The organism is Halorhabdus salina, from assembly GCF_013839425.1.
Classification (GTDB): Archaea; Halobacteriota; Halobacteria; order Halobacteriales; family Haloarculaceae; genus Halorhabdus; species Halorhabdus salina.
In genome coordinates this window covers 1-17,825 of the sequence record NZ_JACDNP010000014.1, presented here as the reverse complement: position 1 = coordinate 17,825, position 17,825 = coordinate 1, and the positions used below count along the sequence as shown (strand labels likewise).

Sequence of the window (17,825 nt, the reverse complement as noted above, 5' to 3'; positions counted from 1 at the left end):
GAGTGATCGACGCCCTTCCTCGGTAGGCCGGAGAACGACACGGGCTTGTCGCACCCGGCCCAGCGATGACCCATGGACGACGTACTGATCATCGGCGGCACGCGATTTATCGGCCGCCACACCGTCGAGGAGTTTCTCGATCACGAGTACGACGTGACGCTGTTCAACCGGGGTAACCACGAGAACCCGTTCGCGGCGGACGACCGCGTCGTCCACGTCCAGGGCGATCGGACCGACGACGCGGCACTCGAAGCCGCTCACGAGCAAGTTGACCCTGACGTCGTCATCGATTGCGTGGCCTACTACCCGCGGGACGTTCGCGTCGCGACCGACATCTTCGCCGACGTTGAGGCGTACGTTTACGTCTCCAGTGGCTCGGCCTACGGCGAAGAACGCGTGCCCAAACGGGAAGACGAGACGCCCCTGGAACCGTGTACTGACGAGCAAGCGACTGACGACTCCTCGCGGACGTACGGCAACCGGAAGGCCGAGGGTGACCGCGCGGTCTTTGCCGCCGCCGAGGACGGCGTCCGGGCAATGAGCGTTCGCCCGACGGTGGTTTATGGGCCATATGACTACACCGCACGGTTCGACTACTGGCTCCACCGGGTCGATACCTTCGACCGGGTCGTGGTGCCAGGAGACGGCCTCAGCCTCTGGCAATTCGTCTACGTCGAGGACGTCGCCAGCGCGCTCCGGATCGTCGCCGAACGCGGCGAGGCTGGCGAGGCCTACAACGTCGGCGACCGTCACGCCCCGACGCTTGGCCAGTGGGTCGAACTGATCGCCGACGCGATGGACCGCGATGCCCGCCCCGTGGGCGTGAGTGCAAACGAACTCGCCGCGGGGATGGTCTCCCCCGAGGAATTCCCGCTTTATCGCGAGCAACCACATCTGCTATCGACGTCGAAACTCCACGCGCTCGGGTGGGAGTCGACGCCCCAGGAGCAAGCACTTGCGGCGACCGTGGCTGAACACCGCGAGAGCGATCGAACGGGCCAAGGTAACGGGCCGGATCGCGAGCGAGTCGAGATGGTCATCGGTTCGCAGTGAGTGACCGCGGGCGGCCGAAACACCGTGCACGTGAGAGACACCCCGGGGCAGCAGAGAGCACATCGACACTGACTTTCGGGCGCCCACCCTTCGCGGACGTGAATGGTCGACCGCGATCGGTTGGTCGGGCTCTGGCGGCAGGTTTTTACGCTCTCCTGGCCAGTCGCCGTCCAGCACGGCTTCACGACGCTGATGCGGACGGTCGATATCGTGGTCGCCGGGCTGTTCGCCCCGGCCTACGTCACGGCCGTCGGATTAGCTGATCTCTACGGACAGATCCCGCTCAGAATGGGCCTCAGTCTCGGGACTGGCGCGATTGCGCTGTCGAGTCAGGACACCGGGCGGGGTGCGAAGACGACGCGCAACCGGGGAATTACACAGGCGATCCTCATCGGTTTCCTGATCGGAATTCCGCTGGTCGCCGTCGGATTGCTGTTCGCGGACAGGTTTATTGAGATCCTCGGCGCTGAAGCCGATGTCGTGCGCCTCGGCGGGGCTTATCTCACGTTGATCTTCGTCGCTTCACCGTTCCGGATCGTCGGGTTGGTCGGCTCACGGGCGTTACAGGGGGCCGGCGACACGGTGACTCCAATGGTTGTCAACGGTGGCGCGAGCATCTTCAACGCAGTCACAACGGTCGTGCTGGCGCTGGGTGTCGGCCTGGTCCCGCGATTGGGAATCGTCGGAATCGGGCTGGCGACACTGCTCGCACGCTTCTTGGAAGCCAGTGTTGTCGTGGCCGCGATCGCGAGTCGCTGGACCGATCTGTCCTTTGCCCGCCCGCGATCGCTGACGATTACGGACCAGCTTGTCCGGATCAGTGCGCCCAACTTCGCGGAGGGGATGAGCTCGTCGCTGGCGAATTTCCCGTTCAACTCGCTGCTGCTCGTCTTCGGAACGGAAGTCAACGCCGCCTTCCACATCGGTCGACGGAGCTACCAGCAGGTCGCCGGACCGATCTACCGAGCGATCAATACGGTCAGCAGCATCCTGGTCGGCCAGGCCCTCGGTGACGGGGACCCTGCACAGGCGCGCTACACCGGATTCGCGATCGCCGGACTCAGTGTCGTCACGGTGGGGATCGTCGGGGCGGGACTCGTCATCTTCGCCGCTCCGATCGCAGCTGTGTTCACGGACGACGCTGCCACGCTCGGCTACGCGATCCCGTTTACGCAGGTGTTTGGGGGATCGATGGTGTTCTTCGGGATCTTCTTTCCCTTTGCCGGCGCGTTACGTGGGGCTGGGGAGACCCGAATCCCGTTTTACGCCCGAGCGATCGGCTCGTTCGTATTCATGCTCGGCGTCTCGTCTCTCCTCGCGATCGTCTTCGAGTGGGGTGTTCCTGGCATCTATGTCGGGGTAATTCTGAACTACGCCTGCTGGGCGGCCGTCGCGGTGGCCGGCTTCGTCTGGGGTGACTGGGCTGAGAAAGCGGCCGGCATGATGGCAGAGCGAGCCGACGTTGCTGAGTGACAGTGTGGTCTGGTTCGTATCGTGACGGCAAAGGATTATGAGCACTGGCGGCGAGTGTCGGGACATGTTCGAGAAGTCAATCTGGATCCGCCTGCCTCGGAACGTTCTCGTGGGTCACGACGTCCTCGGACGGACGGCGGAAGCCGTCGAAGAGCTTCACCTGTCCGGCCGCCCGCTGATCGTGACCGGCGAGATACCGAACGAAGTTGCCGGCCAGACCGTCTGTGAACAGTTCGAAGAGCGCGGTCACGACCCCGCTGTCACGATCATCGAGGAGGCGAGTTTCGAGGCTGTCCAGCGCGTGATCGACGCCGCCGAGGACGTCGGCGCGGACTACCTGATTGGCGTCGGCGGCGGCAAACCCATCGACATCACGAAGATGGCTGCCGACGAACTGGGGACGGGGTTTGTCTCGGTACCGACTGCCGCCAGCCACGACGGGATCGTCAGCGGCCGCGCTTCGGTGCCCGAGGCCGGGACGCGACACAGTGTCGCCGCACACCCGCCGGTGGCTGTCATCGCCGACACGACCATTTTGGCGGACGCACCCTGGCGACTGACGACTGCAGGCTGTGCCGACATCATCTCGAACTATACCGCCGTCAAAGACTGGCAACTCGCCCAGCGCCTCCAGAACGTCACCTACTCGGAGTACTCCGGGGCCCTCTCACGGATGACGGCCGAGTTGCTCGTCGAGCGCGCGGACTCGATCAAGCAGGGGTTAGAGGAGTCCGCCTGGGTGGTCGTCAAGGCACTGGTTTCCTCCGGCGTGGCGATGTCCATCGCCGGCAGTTCTCGGCCGGCCTCGGGTGCCGAGCACCTCTTTTCCCACCAGCTCGATCGGCTCGTTCCGGATGCCGCACTGCACGGCCATCAGGTCGGCGTCGGCTCGATCATGGTCGAGTACCTCCACAGCGGGGCGGATGGCGAATGGCGTGACATCCGGGACGCCCTGGCCGTTATCGGCGCGCCGACGACCGCCGAGGAACTTGAAATCGACGAGTCGACGATCATCGAAGCGCTGACGACCGCCCACGAGATCCGCGATCGCTACACGATCCTCGGGAACGGGATGAGCGAAGCCGCGGCACTTGAAGCGGCTGAAGTGACCGGCGTGATCTAGAGCGCCCATTCAGCAAGACGGATTTTTATCTTTCATACTGAAGATATTGAACCAGCCACTCGGGACAGGATGCGAACGTAACAGTCAACATAAAATCTATCGGTGTTCGTACTCTAGTTTTAGTCATGGCTGAGAATTTTGTTGAAAACCACTTTGCTGTGCAGGCGGCACTTATTATATCGGCATCTATAGGGATGCAGTACGCGGGAGAAGCAGTCAGTGTATACGCTCAAACACAGAATCTACCATACGCGGGAACAGTCGGGTTCGTAATCGGGGCCGCTCTCGCTTTTGTTCCTTTTGCTCTCATATACAGGCGGTACGAGGCACGTTACGACGAATAGCGATCTTCATCCACTATTACCTGTAACGACTGTATCGACCGATTCTCTTCGCCCGCATTTCGGGCAGACAGTCGTGCAAGATACGTGCCCTGCATCTTGACGCGATTCTTGACAGATATTGGATGAAAAGACTGCCCGAAGGCCGATGACACGCTGTGTGGAGACCTATCCGAGCTGGGCCTTCGAGAACCGCCAGTTGGCCAACGCGAGCGGGACGACGATCCAGGCCGCGAGGATGACGACCATGAACCAGCCCTGGATGTAGAACGGTGGGTCACTGGGTGGGACGTTGCCGACCATCTCGAGGAACCGGGTTGGCATGTAGAGTTCGGTCGCGTTCATGTACGCCCCGGTCGGAGAAAGGCTGTAGACCAGTTCGAGCAGCTCCTCGGAAGCTGTCATGCCGAACTGGTCGAGGACGAACTCGATCATCTCTATGGGTCTGACCGGGAGGAAGTTCCAGCCGATGTTGAACACGAAGAAAAAGCCGATCCCGGCGGCCATCGCTCGCGAGCGGCTGCCCGTCACCGCCGAGAGGGAAACGGCGATCGCGACGTACGCCAGGGCATAGGCGAGCGTCGTCAGCGCGAACAGCGCGTAATCGCCGTACTCGATCGTCATCTCGGGAACGAAGACCATTGCGATCGGCACGGCCAACGCCAGCGAGACAGCGAGACCGAGCAAGACGACGGCCCCACGTGCAAGGAGTTTCCCGCCGATGACTGCTGTGCGACTGACGGGTACGCCGAGCGTGAACTTGATTTGTCCTGACTCACGTTCCCCGGCGATTGAGAGGTACGCGGCGACCAGCGCGATCAACGGCACGAGCAGGACGCCACCCAGGCCGACGAGCCCCCAGATGATCCCATAGAAGTCTGGATCGGATGCAGTACTTTGGCCCCAGAAGAACAGGAGCATGAACGCGGTGTACAGCGCGACCGGGGCCCAGACGAGTTTGGCGCGCCGGACGTCGAGGAAGTCCCGTCGCGCGACGGCAAGCAGACTCATTGGCTCCCCTCCGTGGCCTGGGCCGGTGTCTCGGGACTCCCTGCTGTTTGCTGCTCGGTCGCTGGATTCTCACCCGTATACCGGTGGAAGAGTTCTTCCAGAGATGTGTCCTCGGAGATAATGTCCGTCACTGTCGTTCGCTCGTCCAGCCAGCGCACGACGTCGACTTTGGCTGCCGTGTCCGAACAGACTGCGACGACGGTGTCCTCCTCGACGCTGACGCGCTGAACGCCGTTGAACTCGTTCAGGCCGGCCGGCTCCGGGACCGCCTCAACGGTCACCTCGATCGATTCGACACCGCCGTCACGCTCTTGAAGGGCTTCGATCGTGTCCAGGGCGACGAGTTCGCCCTGATTGAGGATAGCGACCCGATCACAGACCGCCTCGACCTCGCCGAGGATGTGACTCGAGAAGAAGACTGTCGTCCCTTGCTCTGCGAGGTCGAGGATGATATTCCGGACGTCCTGCATCCCGGTCGGGTCCAGCCCCGAGGAGGGTTCGTCCAGAATCAGCAGGTCGGGATCGCCGACCAGTGCCATCCCGAGGGCCAGTCGCTGGCCCATCCCTTTCGAGAACCCACCGGTCTGCCGATCAGCAGCCTCGCTGAGCCCGACTGTCTCGAGGATCGCCCCAGCGTCGTCCGTGATGCCTTTGGCGTCCATGACCCACTCCAGGTGTTCCCGGGCCGTGAGCCGGTCGAACACCTCGAATCCCTCCGGCAGGACGCCCGTCTTCGACCGGACGGCCATCGACTCCGTGCCGACGTCGTGGCCGAAGACAGTCGCTGTGCCGTCCGTCGCGTCGATGAAGTGTAACAGGATATTGATCGTCGTGGACTTTCCGGCCCCGTTTGGACCGAGAAAGCCAAAGACTTCACCTTCCCGGACGGTGAGGTCCAGGCCGTCCAGTGCCTGGACGGCGTCGGGTCCCGATCCATATCGCTTGGTAAGATTTTTGATCTCGATGGCGGTCATACTGGCCCCTCGCCGTCGGACTGAAAAATAGTTTTCATTTCGGCAACGCAACGGAGAACTGGGTATCACCTCACTCGCAGGTTGGCAGTGACGCGCCCGTCGAAGACGGGGGGTTTTTGAGAGCCGGCGTTCTCAGGCCGAGTATGCGGGTCGCCTTCGTGTCGATGACGACGACCCGTCATCGGGACACCGAGGGAAACCGTCGACTCGAACGCGTCGCTCACCGGCTGGCCGATCGCGGCCACGACGTCACTGTCTACTGTGCCGCTTGGTGGGACGAGTATCAGGACCAACGGACGATCGACGGCGTAACCTATCACGGCGTGACGGTCTCGCCGGCCCGGACCTCCTTTGGGGCCCGGCTGCCACTGCTACTGGCTCGCCATCGCCCGGACGTGATCCATGCGGCCCCGAACCCACCGGCTGCGGTCTTCGGGGCTTCGACCGGTGGGACGCTCGCCCGCGCGCCGCTGATAATCGAGTGGTACGGTGACGAGGGGCTGGCCGACTCACGGACCGTGGCCCAGTCACTCCGCGAAGCGGCCGCGGTGATCACCCCTTCGGAACTCGTCCGGACACAGGTCCGCGAGCGTGGGATTGCTGATGACCGGACCGAGCAGATCCCTAACGGCATCGACCTCTCGCTGGTGCAGTCGGTCGACCCGGCCGAGCCAGTCGAAGTCGCCTTTGCCCATCCGCTTGATGAGAGTGCCAACGTCGACAGTCTCTTACTGGCCCTCGCGGAGTTGCGCGACCGGGAGTGGTCGGCCACGATCGTCGGCGACGGGCCGCTCCGGGCTGACTATGAGCGCCAAGCCGCCGACCTCCGAATCGACGACCGTCTCACGTTCGTCGGCGAGGCCTCACGGGACGAACGCCTGGCGATCTACCGGGGTGCCCACACCTTCGTCCACACTGCCTATCGGGAATATTTCGCCACGGAATTGCTCTGGGCGCTTGCGGCCGGGTCCGTCGGCATTGTCGAGTATCAGGCCAAGTCCAGCGCGCACGAACTGATCGAGAACCATCGACGCAGCTTCCGGGTGACCGACCCACAGGAACTGGCCGACGCCATCGTCGAATCGGGCGGACTCGAACGCCGGTCGTTCGACGATTCCTTCGCGTCTTACGATCACGAGGCTGTCATAGACGCCTACGTCGATGTCTACGAGGACGTCGTGGCGTCACACGGACTGTTGTGAGTGCCAACGGGAGAAAATCGGACAGCTCAGTCACGGAATGCGTCGGGATCGGCCGCGGCCTCGACGACGTCGACGGCTGCGACGCCAGCGGCTGCGTCGTGGACCCTGATCACGTCCGCCCCGCGTTCGGTTGCCAGTGCCGTCGCGGCGACCGTCGGATCGTACCGTTCCTCGGCGTCCCGGCCGACGAGGCCGAACATCGACTTGTGGGAGTGGCCGAGCAGGATCGGGCAGCCGAGTGCGTCGAGTTCCTCCAGTCGATCGAGAACTTCGAAGTCCTCCGCGGGCGTCTTGCCGAAACCAAGCCCGGGATCGACGAGGATCTGTGAGCGATCCAGCCCCGCCTTCTCGGCCAGCAACACACGTTCGGTCACCTCGTCGATCACGTCTTCGACCACGTCGTCGTAGTGGACCTCGTGATCCGGATCGACCGGCGTATCGATGCTGTGCATCACGACCACCGGTGCGTCGTGTTCGGCTGCCAGTTCGGCCATTTCGGGATCTTCCAGTCCGGAGACGTCGTTGAGAATATCGGCTCCCGCTTCGAGGGCAGCCGCCGCGACGTCGACTTTCCGGGTGTCGACCGAGACCGTCACGTCTCGCCCGGCGAGTTCCTCGATCACGGGGACGACGCGGTCCCGCTCGGTCTCGACGGCGACCGGATCGGCCCCCGGGCGCGTACTCTCACCGCCTACGTCGACGATGTCGACACCCGCCTCTATCATCTCCTCGGCGCGGGCCAGTGCGTCCTCGACGGCGTTGTACTGCCCGCCGTCGTGGAAACTATCCGGTGTGACGTTGAGAATTCCCATGACTGCCGTGCTGTCACTCCAGGGGTAGTCGTCGGTGCCGTCCTCGGTGCCGAATCCAAGCGTCGCCCGGAGTTGGTCGGCAAGCGGGGCAAGCCCGTAGGGCTGATCGGCCAGTCCTGCCGTCAGTCGTCGGATCTGTTCGAGTGTTCCCATCAGCACCACGTCGACGCGTTCTTCGTCCTGGTCGGCCAGTCCGGAAATCGCACACTCCCCACCCACGGAAAGCAGTTCTTCCTTGAGGTACTGGGCCTGCCGGGGCTGGACGCGCGTCTTGAGTACCCGATGGGCGGCCTTCCCGCGCATGTGCCGAACGCCCGCATCCGTGACGTGGGCGGCTTCGAGGGTCTCTGCTCCCTCAGAAAGGGACTCGACGCGCTTTGGCGTCGTCGAGCGCGTCCAGCGAGTTCGTGCCTCCCTGACGGCGTACAGCGATCCCACGACGAGGACGGCGTCGGCGGGGTCTGCCTCCTCGATGGCGTCGTCGAGCGCTCCGGCGACATCAGATCGGGTTCGGACGTCCGCGTCGGTCTGCTCGCTGAAGGCCCGCGCAAGCACGGTCTCGTCCTCCGCGCGGTCGATCGCGGGTTCACAGGCCGTCACCCGATCCGCGTCTGGGAGCGCGGCGGCCATCCCCCGGTGGTCCTTATCACACATCGCGCCGACGACGAGGTGCAGGTCGTCGTAGTCGAAGCTCTCGAGAGTCTCGCCGACGCGTTCACACCCGCCGGGATTGTGCGCGCCGTCGAGGACGACCAGCGGTTCCCGGCCGAGCACTTCGAAGCGACCGGGCCAGGTGGCACGGCTGAGGCCTGCGATCAGCTCGGCTTCCGTCACGTCGGCGATCTGGCGGGCGAGCGCCGCGGCGACACCAGCGTTTTGGGCCTGATGGGCACCTAGCAGCGGGAGACGCGTCTCGACCGACCAGTCGGAACCGGCCAGAGAGATGACGCTCCTGAGCCCCTCACGACCCTCGTACTCGACGCTGACGGCTGCGTCGTCCCTGCCGACGCCAAGCACGTCTTTGACTTCGGTTTCGATCGTTTCGCGGGCCTCGCCGGTGGCAGCCGTCACCAGGGCCGCGTCAGCCGGCGCGACAGCGGCCTTGTCCCGGGCGATTTCCGGAATGGTCTCGCCCAGGAAGTCCGTGTGTTCGAGCGTGACGCTGGTGAGCCCTGCAGCAACCGGGTCCACGACGCTCGTCGCGTCGTGACGCCCGCCGATGCCGACCTCCAGGATTGCCACGTCGACATCCTGACGGCCAAACTCCCACAAGGCCAGTGCCGTCATCGTCTCGAAAAACGTCGGCGAGTCGCCGGACGCCGCACGATCAGTCACGTACGGCTCGATGTCTGCAACGAACTCACTGATCGCTGCCTTCGATATTTTTCGTCCGTTGACGTTGATCCGCTCGCGAACGTCTTCGAGGTGTGGCGACGTGTAGATCCCCACGTCGAGTCCGGCTTCGCGCAGGATTGATTCGAGCATTCGGGCAGTACTTCCCTTCCCGTTCGAGCCGGCGATCTGGACGGCGGTCAGCGATTCCTGGGGGGTGTCCAGATGGGCCAGAAGCTCGCGAGTCGCCTCGGTCCCGGGCCGTGGCGAGAACCGGCGAAGGTCGAAAAGAAAGTTCGCCGCCTCGTGATAGGGCATGATTGTTGGCATCGGCCGGGCGCGCTTTAGCCTATCGGAGTCACTCCTCAGACACGCAAGCGAAATTGTCCGGCTGTCACCTCACTGGTCGGACCGCTCACTCGACTGGTTCTCCGCGTTCGAACCGTCCGGCAGGTCGAGTCGTACGTGCCCCTCGGCGGCTGCGGTCACCGTCGTCTCGGAGACGAGCGTTCGGTTCCCCAGAAGGACAACCGTCGTCCGATCGCTCGGTGATCGGATGGCCGCGGAACTCTGTGCCATCATCGTCCAGACATCGCCCCGCCGGTCCCCTCGCTCGTCGAGATACGCTTCGAGCGTCTGTTCGAACTCGCTGGCATTCGCCGCGTCGTCCCAGCGGAAGGTCCAGGCATACGACGTGTGCCCCTCGCCGTCCGGCTGGAGATAGTACAGCCGGTCGACGCCCCATCCGGCCGCAGCTTCGACAGCCCGATCCGTGGCGACGCCGTTTTCGAGGGCGTAACGCAGGAACGCCTCACCGAGGCGGTCGGTTCTGCTGACCCGCCAGGAGTCGGATTCGTTGACAGTCACGTTCAGTGCCGCGGGTGGCTCCTCGTCCGGCAGATAGCCGTGAAGCAGTTGTTCGCTCGTCGTCGGCGGTTGGGAGAAGACAGTATCGAGTTCGCTTGGATCGTTCACACGGTTCGACACGTATCGATACCCGTGGACGTACTTGCTGAGACTGAACCGGGTGTACTCACCCGCCGGGAGGGTGCTGAGTAGCCGTTCGTACATCGGGGCCGTCGGCTCGGTTCGATTGCCGTACCGTTGGAGGTACGTGTCCGTCGTGAAGACGGTCGCTCCCTCTCTGAGTGCCCCCGCGACGTAGGACTCGTCCGTCGAGGTCCCCAGTTTCGCCCCGAGATCACTGACTCGACCGAGTTGTAGGTTGACGTAGTGGCCGAACTCGTGGGCCAGCACCCACTCGGTGCTCGCGGGATCGGCGTCCGCTGCCGGGAGGATGTATATGAGTCCCGTGTTGTAGGTGGCACCGTTCTCCATTCGTTCGAGCGCCGATCCGTTCGGGACCGTTTCGTTGACGAATCCGAGGACCTCGTAGAACCGGGGCAGATTTCCGCCGCTGAAGCCGGGGAGCGATCGAAACGCAGACGCGTTCGGGAGGACGCTGATGCGCTCGGGCGCTGGGACGTCGGCTTCGGCGACGGTTCGAACGCCTGCATACACCGGTTCGGGGGACACCGAGATGGTCTCACCTTCGATGGCGATCGACCCATCTAGCTGCGGTTCCTCCATCGGCGCTTGACACCCGGTCACGGCGAGGATAGCGAGGAGGGCGACGGCGAGTCGAGCGGTTCTCATCGGTGGTTGGTCATTGGAAAACCGTTCACACGCAAAAATGTAGTCACTTTGCCAGTCTCGATCTACAGCGATCTCCCCAAACAGCCGTGAGCCAGATTCGTTCCTGCAGCGTCCCGCCCACCGTCACTGGCCGTCGATTGACTGGGCGTCTTCAGCGGCCTTAGGGAGCGACACAGACACGTTGCCGTATGACAGGTTCGTCTTTACGTCTCGCGTGACTCGAACCGTCGTGCCGTCGTCCGTTTCCGTTTCCACGAGTGTTCGCTCGACCTGGACTGGCAGATACGTGTCCGTGTCGATCCAGAACGTCGCTGTCAGGCTCACGTTGCGTTCGGACGCAAGCGAAGTCCCCCGCGGGATATCGAGCGATTCTCTCAGTGCGTTGTTTAGCGCTTCCGTGTCCACGTCAGCCGTGACGACGTAGGTCTCGATACCGTCGACGGTTGCCGTAGTGACGTTCGACAGCGTGGCGTTGCCAAGCGTGAACTGGTGTCGCCAGAGCTGGTCAGATAACTGACTGTACCGAGTCGGATTTTCCGAGAGGTCGCGACTAATCCAGGTGCTGCCGTATTCCTCGGTGAACTGCTCGCCGTGCTGGTAGAGCGTCTCGTCGATCAGGTAGCGAGTGACATTTACAGTACCGTCCGTGCTGGTCGTCGACCGGTTCGAAATCAAGGTTCGCTCGCTCCGGTTGACGGCATACCTGACCGACACGGTCGTCGTTCGATTGCCCTCGTCCGTTTCCCGGACGATCGTCGTGGTCTGATTGGCTGTGTACGCATCGACGCCACTCATCGCTGAGAGGGTCGCTGTCTGTAGGTCAGCCGCCGCGGGGACTGTGCCATTCTCGGCGATGTCCGGCGCCCCTTCCGTCGTCGCGGAGTTGCCGCTACACCCCGCGAGGACGAGTAACACTACCAGGGCGATGCCCACCCATCGTGACTTCCTCATTGTTGTCACTGTCACAGCCACGGCAATAAAAACGCGGCTGTTCGGCAGTCAATTGGAGTTCCCCTCGATGTGGCGGCAACTTCACTGGAAAAACAGCCGTTTGAATTCGGTCGCTGATCGCAGTCGTTATTGATTGCCAATGTCGATTGCGTTTTCAGCCTCGTCGGGAAGCGAAATCGAGACCGCATCGTACTGCATCATCGTCTCGATTTCCCGTTCGAACTCGATTGTCTGGCCTTGGACGGTCTGGGTTCCGGTAACTGACCGCTGGACTTTGATCGGGCGGTCGGTTTCGGCGTCGATCCAGAACGTCGCCTCGATGATCGTATTCCCGCCACTCGTTTGCGAGGCGTTCGATGGGAGGTCCAGTTGCTCGTTCAACGCTTGATTGAATTCTTCCATGTCCACGTCAGCGGTGACGACGTACGTTTCACTGCCGTTGATCGTTTCAGTTGTGACGTCAGACAGTGACGCGTTCCCGAGCATGAACTTGTATCGCCAGAGTTGGTCGCTCAGATGCCATTGACGAGTGAAATTGTCCGAGAGATCATTTTTGACCCATTCGGACCCGTACACGGACGTGTATCGGTCACTGCGCTGGTAGAGCATCTGGTCGACGATGTATCGATCGACCACGTCTTCACGACCACCTTGGACCGCGGTCCGATGGGACGCAAGCGAGCGTACCGAGCGATCCACTCGATAGTCGATATCGAGTGTCGTCGTCCGGTTGAGGTTGTTTGCCTGCTGGCGGATCGTGGCGTTTTGGTGAGCCTGATATGCCTCGACCTCGGCCATGGCCCCAATCGCTTCCTGTTGGAGTTGCGTTGCTGTCGGCACGTCGTCTGCCTGGTCTGGACTCGGCGCGGTCGTGGTCCCGCCACCGGTGCACCCGGCAAGGACCAACATCCCGGCGAGGGCAACCAGGGCGAATGTGTGTCGTCGCATGGATTCGTCTTGCCGTTTCGTTGGCTCTTATTAAAGCATCCTCATTTCGGCAGTGGTCGGGTCAATCGCTACTGCTGAGCGTTCCCGGGTGTTTCTCGGACTGGTCCGGATTCAATCGTGCCGGAACGCCCGTGATCCCGTAAAGACCATCGCGATGTCGAGTTCGTCAGCCCGCTCGATCACGTCGTCATCATTCACGCTCCCGCCGGGCTGGATGACTGCCTCGATGCCTGCCTCGTCGGCCGCGTCGATACCGTCCGGGAACGGGAAGAAGGCATCAGAGGCCATCACGGCGCCATCGGCGTCCTTGTCCTCTGCATCACTTTCGGCTTTCATCTTCGCGATCTCGACCGCATCGACGCGGGAGACCTGGCCTGCACCGACGCCGACCGTCTCAGTGCCCTTCGCAAAGAGGATCGCGTTGGATTTGACGTGCTTGATGGTCTGCCAGGCAAACAGCAGCGACTCGATTTGCTCGTCGGTTGGTTCGCGCTCCGTGACGACTTCAAGATCGTCCGCGGTGACCGTCTGCAGGTCCCGATCCTGGACGAGTCGACCCCCCACGATCGGCTTCTCGGTCAGGGTCTCGCTTGGATCGTACTGATCGGTAACGTCCAATACTCGGAGGTTCTCCTTCTCGAAGAGCACGTCCAGGGCGTCGTCGGTGTAGCCCGGCGCGACGACGACCTCCTTGAACGAGTCGATGATCTGCTCGGCCGTCGCGGCGTCACACTCCCGATTCAGCGCGACGATCCCGCCGAAGGCACTTTTGGGATCAGTCGCCAGCGCGTCGGCGTAGGCCTCACTGATCGAGTCGGCGACCGCACAGCCCGCTGGGTTGGTGTGTTTGATGACCGCACAGGCCGGATCCTCGAACTCCTTGACGATGTTCAGCGCGGCGTCGGCATCGTTGTAATTGTTGTACCCCATCCCCTTCGCGCCCTCGTTGAGCTGGGGCGCGTGGACGACGCTTGCCTCCTCGCAGGTGCGATCGGCATAGAGGGCGGCATCCTGGTGGGGATTTTCGCCGTACCGGAGCGTTCGAACGCGGTCATCGCTATCGAGCCGACGTGCAGGGTAGGCCCCCCCGTCGTCGCCCTCCACAGAGACTGTCCCTGCTTCCCAGTCGATCTCGACCCGATCCTCGGCGAACCACTCGATTACGCGCGGATAGGCCTTGAACTCGCCCTCATAGAGGACGCGTTCCTTGAGGTCCTCGACCGTGTCGCCGTCCCGGACGGGGATCGGCTCCTGGGTGACGATGGGGCCGTCGTCGACGGACTCCCCGACGACGTGGACAGTACAGCCAGTCGTCTTGACCCCCGACTCGAGGACGTCCTCGTGGGGGCTCATGCCCTTGAATGCGGGCAAGAGCGCGGGGTGGACGTTCAGTGTCGTCGGTGTTCCTTCGAGGAACGTTTCTGACAAGATACGCATGTAGCCGTCCAGTGCCACGACGTCGAACTCGTAGTCGGCGAGTGTCTCAAGGACGCGTTCTTCGTGTTCCGTGCGACTTTCGTCTTCGGCCTGTTCGACGACTTCAGTCGGAATACCGCGATCGGCGGCTGCGTCGAGGATCGGTGCGTCGGCGTCGTTCGTCACGACGACGGCGAACTCTGCCCCGCCCGGCGCGCGGTCGGAGATATTCAGCAGGTTGCGCCCTCTGTTCGAGGCCATTCCGGCGAGCTTCATGTGCGAGTGGGCGCGTGCCGCCAGCAAAGTAGTTGCGAATCGCGCAAGTCCCACTCACGAGACGTTTTGGGGCTGGGCGCGAACGTACAGACGATGGCCGACGCCGAGACGATATACTATGCGATCAGTGACCTCCACATCGGTGGCGACGAACAGTTAGAACACGTCGAGTTTCTCGACGAACTGCTCGCGTTCCTCGAACGGCTCGAAGAAACTGACGAACGCGCCGAACTCCTCATTAACGGGGACGCCTTCGGGCTCTGGGAGTTTACCATGATGGACGGACTCGATAAGTTCGACGCTCTCGTCGAGCGCTACCCGGCGTTGTTCGAGCAACTGCGTGCGACAGGCGAGAACATCCAGATCACGCTCTTGCCGGGCAATCACGATCACGAACTCGCCGCCTACGAAGAGTACGTTGCTCGTTTCGCCGCCTACAACGTCGATCTCGTCCAGCAACAGTCTCTCAGGCGACCGATCGGTGACCGCGTGATCCACTTCGAGCACGGCAATCAACACGACCCGAACAACCGCTTCGAGGACTTCGGCAATCCCCACGAGAAGCCCCTGGGCTACTACTACAACACGCTGGTGACGAGTCGCGCCGGGCAGGTGTCCGATCGCGGGCGACGCAACTGGTTGAAGGACATCCAGGCGGTGACGCCGACCGAGCGGGTTCCCGTCTGGTTCCTCTCGAAGTACTTCTACAACGAGATGCACCCATTGCTTCGGTATGCCGCCGTCCCGTTCCTCCTGCTGTTCAATTTGAGCGCCTTGATCGCGATCGCTGCCGTTCTCGATCTGGTCGGCGTCTGGTCGTTGCCGACCGAGACAATCGAGGGGACCTTCGGTCGGCTCGGGTCGGCCGGGACGCTCGCCCTTGCGGTGCTTGCGATCAACGTGGCTATCGTCGGCGTCCTGGTGCTGGTCTGGATTCCACTCCGGTTCATTCTCCAGGACTTCAAGCGAACGATCGATCGGTTCGGCCTCGTCGAGACTGAGTTTACCGTCGATCCGAGCGAGCCCTACGTCGACGTGGCGAGGGATCTCTTCGAGGAAGACCCGGAGGTCGCGGTCTTTTGCTACGGGCATACCCACCGACCATCGGTCGAGGAGGTCGACGGCCGAGCGATCGTCAACACCGGGTCGTGGTTGAAGCGCTTCCACCGTCGCCCTGTCATCGCTGGATTGCTCCCGCCGGTGTTCCATCCGTCGTTCCGGTTGAGCATCGCCCGGTTCGCCCCGACTGAGGAGGGTGTGGCAGTCGAGTACGAGACGATGGAGAAACCCGACCCCGCCACGGCAGATCTGACGTTCACCGAACGGTTGTTGACCGTCGGTCGAGAACCGGATCCGAGTATTCCCGATCGGGTGGTCGTCGGCGAGTCTTCGACGGAAAGGGTGCCAGCAAGTGACGATTGATTACGCCAGATACCAGACTGTCGTTCCAGCCAGAAGCGCAGCGACGACGCCGGCAGCAACGCAAAAGACCGCAGTGACGCCTAACCCGGCGGCGACGGGACCGAACAGCACCGGCGAGAGGAACTGTCCCACGTAGCCGAACATGGCGATGTAGGAGCTGAACTGCCCCTTTCGATCGGGTGGGACCAACTCCTCGACCCAGAGCATCGCCGTCGGAAAGACCAGGCCCTGGCCCAGTCCGAACAGGACGACCGGGAGAATGGCGACCAATGGCGATTCCGCGATCGGCACGATCCCAAAGCCGATTGTCCAGAGGACCAGCGCGATCCGGGCCAATTGCCCGTAGGAAAACTGCTGATGGATCCGATCGTACAGCGCGGCGCTGACGCCGCCGGCGACGCCCATCGCCGAGAGATACAGGCTGATCTGGAAGGACGACTCGATGCCGAAGGTCGCCAGAACGCCCGGATAGAAGACGATAATCGAATACAACAGGACGTTCGCCAGAAAGTAAAGCAAGTACACGAGAACGAGCAACGGCGTTCCCGTGATCACGTCCAGGAGCGCTTCGAGACTACTGCTTGCCTCTCCCGTTTCCGAACTGGTCGACACCATCGCCGGTTCGGGGACGAAGAGGAGCGCCAGCACGCCCAGTGGCAGTCCAATGAGATAAACGCCGAAGGGGACTTGCCAGGACATCGTCCCGAGGATCCCGCCGACGAGGGGCCAGACCGACGCCCCGACGCTGTTCGCACTCGCTCGCAACCCCATCGCGCGGTCCTTCCGTCGCCCCTCGTAGAGATTGTAGATGAGGACGGTCACACCCGTGTAGACGAAGGCGACGGCGACGCCCAGGGCTGCCCGCGTCGCGAGCAAGACGGGAAACGACGTGACGACCAGGCCGGCACCGCCAGCGACAGCGTAGATGACTAACCCGAGAATGTAGGGCTTTCGAGGCCCATACCGGTCGATGAGGGCACCGGCGATCGGGCTCGTAAGGACGATGAACAGACCGTGCGTGGTAATAATGAGTCCCGCCAGCGACTGACTGACTCCCAGCCCGGACTGGATCTGGTTGACGACCGGGCCGAGAATCGCTCCAGCCATGACCGTCAGCGTGCCCGAGGCGACGATCACCCAGAGGGCGGCACGCGCGGATGGCGACAGCGGAATTCGATCCCGGAGACGATGGCCTAGGGTTCCACTGGTCACGCTTGCTCCTCCGCTAGTTCCACGTCCAGGTTCCGACAGACTGCCCGCAGGTGCTCACGGAGTGCGTCAGTCTCCGAGGGTGACAATCCCGCTGTGAGGCGTGACTCGACGCGATCTTTCACGGCCGCAATCTCCTCACGGAGTGTCTGGCCAGTTTCAGTCAGATAGAGTCGCTTTCGGCGGCGGTCGTCTGGATCCGGTCGCTTTTCGACGTAGCCCTTCGACTCGAGTTGGGCTACGACACGGGCGATCGAACTCTTCTCCAGGTGGTGGCGTTCGACCAGATCTGATTGCGTGATACCCTCGCGCTCTGTAAGGGCGAACAGCACGCGATACTCCCCGCGACCCAGATCTACCGTCGACAACTCGGCTTCGATTGTCCGGCTGAGTGCACGACCCGCCAGGGAAACGTGCCAGGCGACTGACTCGCGATCGGACATACAACGGATAGTTGTATACACAACTTAATTGGCACGGTAGCATCTGCTCCTCGGTCGGTGTTTCAACACCCGATCATGACTGTCGCTCGTCGTTGGGTTTGAGAGGGCCTTGTTTAGACGCTCGAAACCACGCAGTTCAGCGCCTCCTGAATTCGTATAGATTTCCTAGTAGCTCACGCTAAA

The 17,825-nt window shown here is 62.6% G+C and carries 15 protein-coding genes; 6 read left to right on the top strand and 9 right to left on the bottom strand.

All coding sequences use genetic code 11. From position 1 onward, the window contains the following. Positions 1 to 72 precede the first annotated feature (72 nt). From HZR20_RS13310 to HZR20_RS13295, 4 genes are all read left to right on the top strand, one after another. Positions 73 to 1,053: an NAD-dependent epimerase/dehydratase family protein gene (locus HZR20_RS13310; RefSeq protein WP_181687232.1), complete on the top strand. Its 981-nt coding sequence runs from the start codon at positions 73 to 75 to the stop codon at positions 1,051 to 1,053. A 102-nt stretch (positions 1,054 to 1,155) separates the two neighbouring features. Continuing rightward, positions 1,156 to 2,526, top strand: a complete 1,371-nt coding sequence (locus HZR20_RS13305; RefSeq protein WP_181687231.1) for an MATE family efflux transporter — start codon at positions 1,156 to 1,158, stop codon at positions 2,524 to 2,526. A gap of 64 nt (positions 2,527 to 2,590) precedes the next feature. Next, entirely contained in the window at positions 2,591 to 3,649 is a 1,059-nt protein-coding gene (locus HZR20_RS13300; protein ID WP_181687230.1) for an NAD(P)-dependent glycerol-1-phosphate dehydrogenase, read from the top strand. Positions 3,650 to 3,774: 125 nt separating this feature from the next. After that, positions 3,775 to 3,993 carry a hypothetical protein gene (locus HZR20_RS13295; protein WP_181687229.1) on the top strand — a complete coding sequence of 73 codons (219 nt, stop codon included), beginning with the start codon at positions 3,775 to 3,777 and terminating at the stop codon, positions 3,991 to 3,993. Between the two features lie 165 nt (positions 3,994 to 4,158). Here HZR20_RS13295 and HZR20_RS13290 read toward each other — a convergent pair whose 3' ends face one another. After that, positions 4,159 to 5,001, bottom strand: coding sequence for an ABC transporter permease subunit (locus HZR20_RS13290; protein ID WP_181687228.1), 843 nt, complete (start codon positions 4,999 to 5,001; stop codon positions 4,159 to 4,161). Next, the gene (locus tag HZR20_RS13285; RefSeq protein WP_181687227.1) at positions 4,998 to 5,975 is read right to left on the bottom strand and encodes an ABC transporter ATP-binding protein; all 978 of its coding nucleotides are present in this window, start codon (positions 5,973 to 5,975) and stop codon (positions 4,998 to 5,000) included. The genes HZR20_RS13290 and HZR20_RS13285 overlap by 4 nt, the downstream gene beginning before the upstream one ends. Before the next feature lie 143 nt (positions 5,976 to 6,118). On the opposite strand from HZR20_RS13285, the gene HZR20_RS13280 reads away from it, so the two are divergent. Continuing rightward, positions 6,119 to 7,177, top strand: coding sequence for a glycosyltransferase (locus tag HZR20_RS13280; RefSeq protein WP_181687226.1), 1,059 nt, complete (start codon positions 6,119 to 6,121; stop codon positions 7,175 to 7,177). Between the two features lie 26 nt (positions 7,178 to 7,203). Here the strand turns inward: HZR20_RS13280 and folP are convergent, their stop codons facing one another. The 5 genes from folP to purH form a co-directional block, all read right to left on the bottom strand. After that, positions 7,204 to 9,639 carry a dihydropteroate synthase gene (folP, locus tag HZR20_RS13275; RefSeq protein ID WP_181687225.1) on the bottom strand — a complete coding sequence of 812 codons (2,436 nt, stop codon included), beginning with the start codon at positions 9,637 to 9,639 and terminating at the stop codon, positions 7,204 to 7,206. Between the two features lie 81 nt (positions 9,640 to 9,720). Next, on the bottom strand, positions 9,721 to 10,977 hold the full coding sequence (locus HZR20_RS13270; protein WP_181687224.1) for a hypothetical protein: 1,257 nt from the start codon (positions 10,975 to 10,977) through the stop codon (positions 9,721 to 9,723). A gap of 123 nt (positions 10,978 to 11,100) precedes the next feature. Beyond that, positions 11,101 to 11,928 (bottom strand): hypothetical protein, encoded by an 828-nt coding sequence (locus tag HZR20_RS13265; protein WP_181687223.1) that lies wholly within the window; start codon positions 11,926 to 11,928, stop codon positions 11,101 to 11,103. Between the two features lie 126 nt (positions 11,929 to 12,054). Next, a complete protein-coding gene (locus HZR20_RS13260) occupies positions 12,055 to 12,876 on the bottom strand; it encodes a hypothetical protein (protein WP_181687222.1) in 822 nt (273 codons plus the stop codon). A gap of 111 nt (positions 12,877 to 12,987) precedes the next feature. Then, complete coding sequence (gene purH / locus HZR20_RS13255; protein WP_181687221.1) at positions 12,988 to 14,568, bottom strand: bifunctional phosphoribosylaminoimidazolecarboxamide formyltransferase/IMP cyclohydrolase; 1,581 nt, start codon at positions 14,566 to 14,568, stop codon at positions 12,988 to 12,990. Between the two features lie 93 nt (positions 14,569 to 14,661). Here purH and HZR20_RS13250 point away from each other — a divergent pair, with 93 nt between their 5' ends. Beyond that, the gene (locus tag HZR20_RS13250) at positions 14,662 to 15,990 is read left to right on the top strand and encodes a metallophosphoesterase (RefSeq protein WP_181687220.1); all 1,329 of its coding nucleotides are present in this window, start codon (positions 14,662 to 14,664) and stop codon (positions 15,988 to 15,990) included. Here HZR20_RS13250 and HZR20_RS13245 read toward each other — a convergent pair whose 3' ends face one another. Together HZR20_RS13245 and HZR20_RS13240 are read right to left on the bottom strand one after the other, a co-directional pair. Beyond that, positions 15,991 to 17,202 carry an MFS transporter gene (locus HZR20_RS13245; protein WP_309484938.1) on the bottom strand — a complete coding sequence of 404 codons (1,212 nt, stop codon included), beginning with the start codon at positions 17,200 to 17,202 and terminating at the stop codon, positions 15,991 to 15,993. Then, a complete protein-coding gene (locus tag HZR20_RS13240; protein WP_181687219.1) occupies positions 17,199 to 17,642 on the bottom strand; it encodes a MarR family winged helix-turn-helix transcriptional regulator in 444 nt (147 codons plus the stop codon). Before HZR20_RS13240 ends, HZR20_RS13245 begins: the two co-directional genes overlap by 4 nt. Positions 17,643 to 17,825 lie beyond the last annotated feature (183 nt).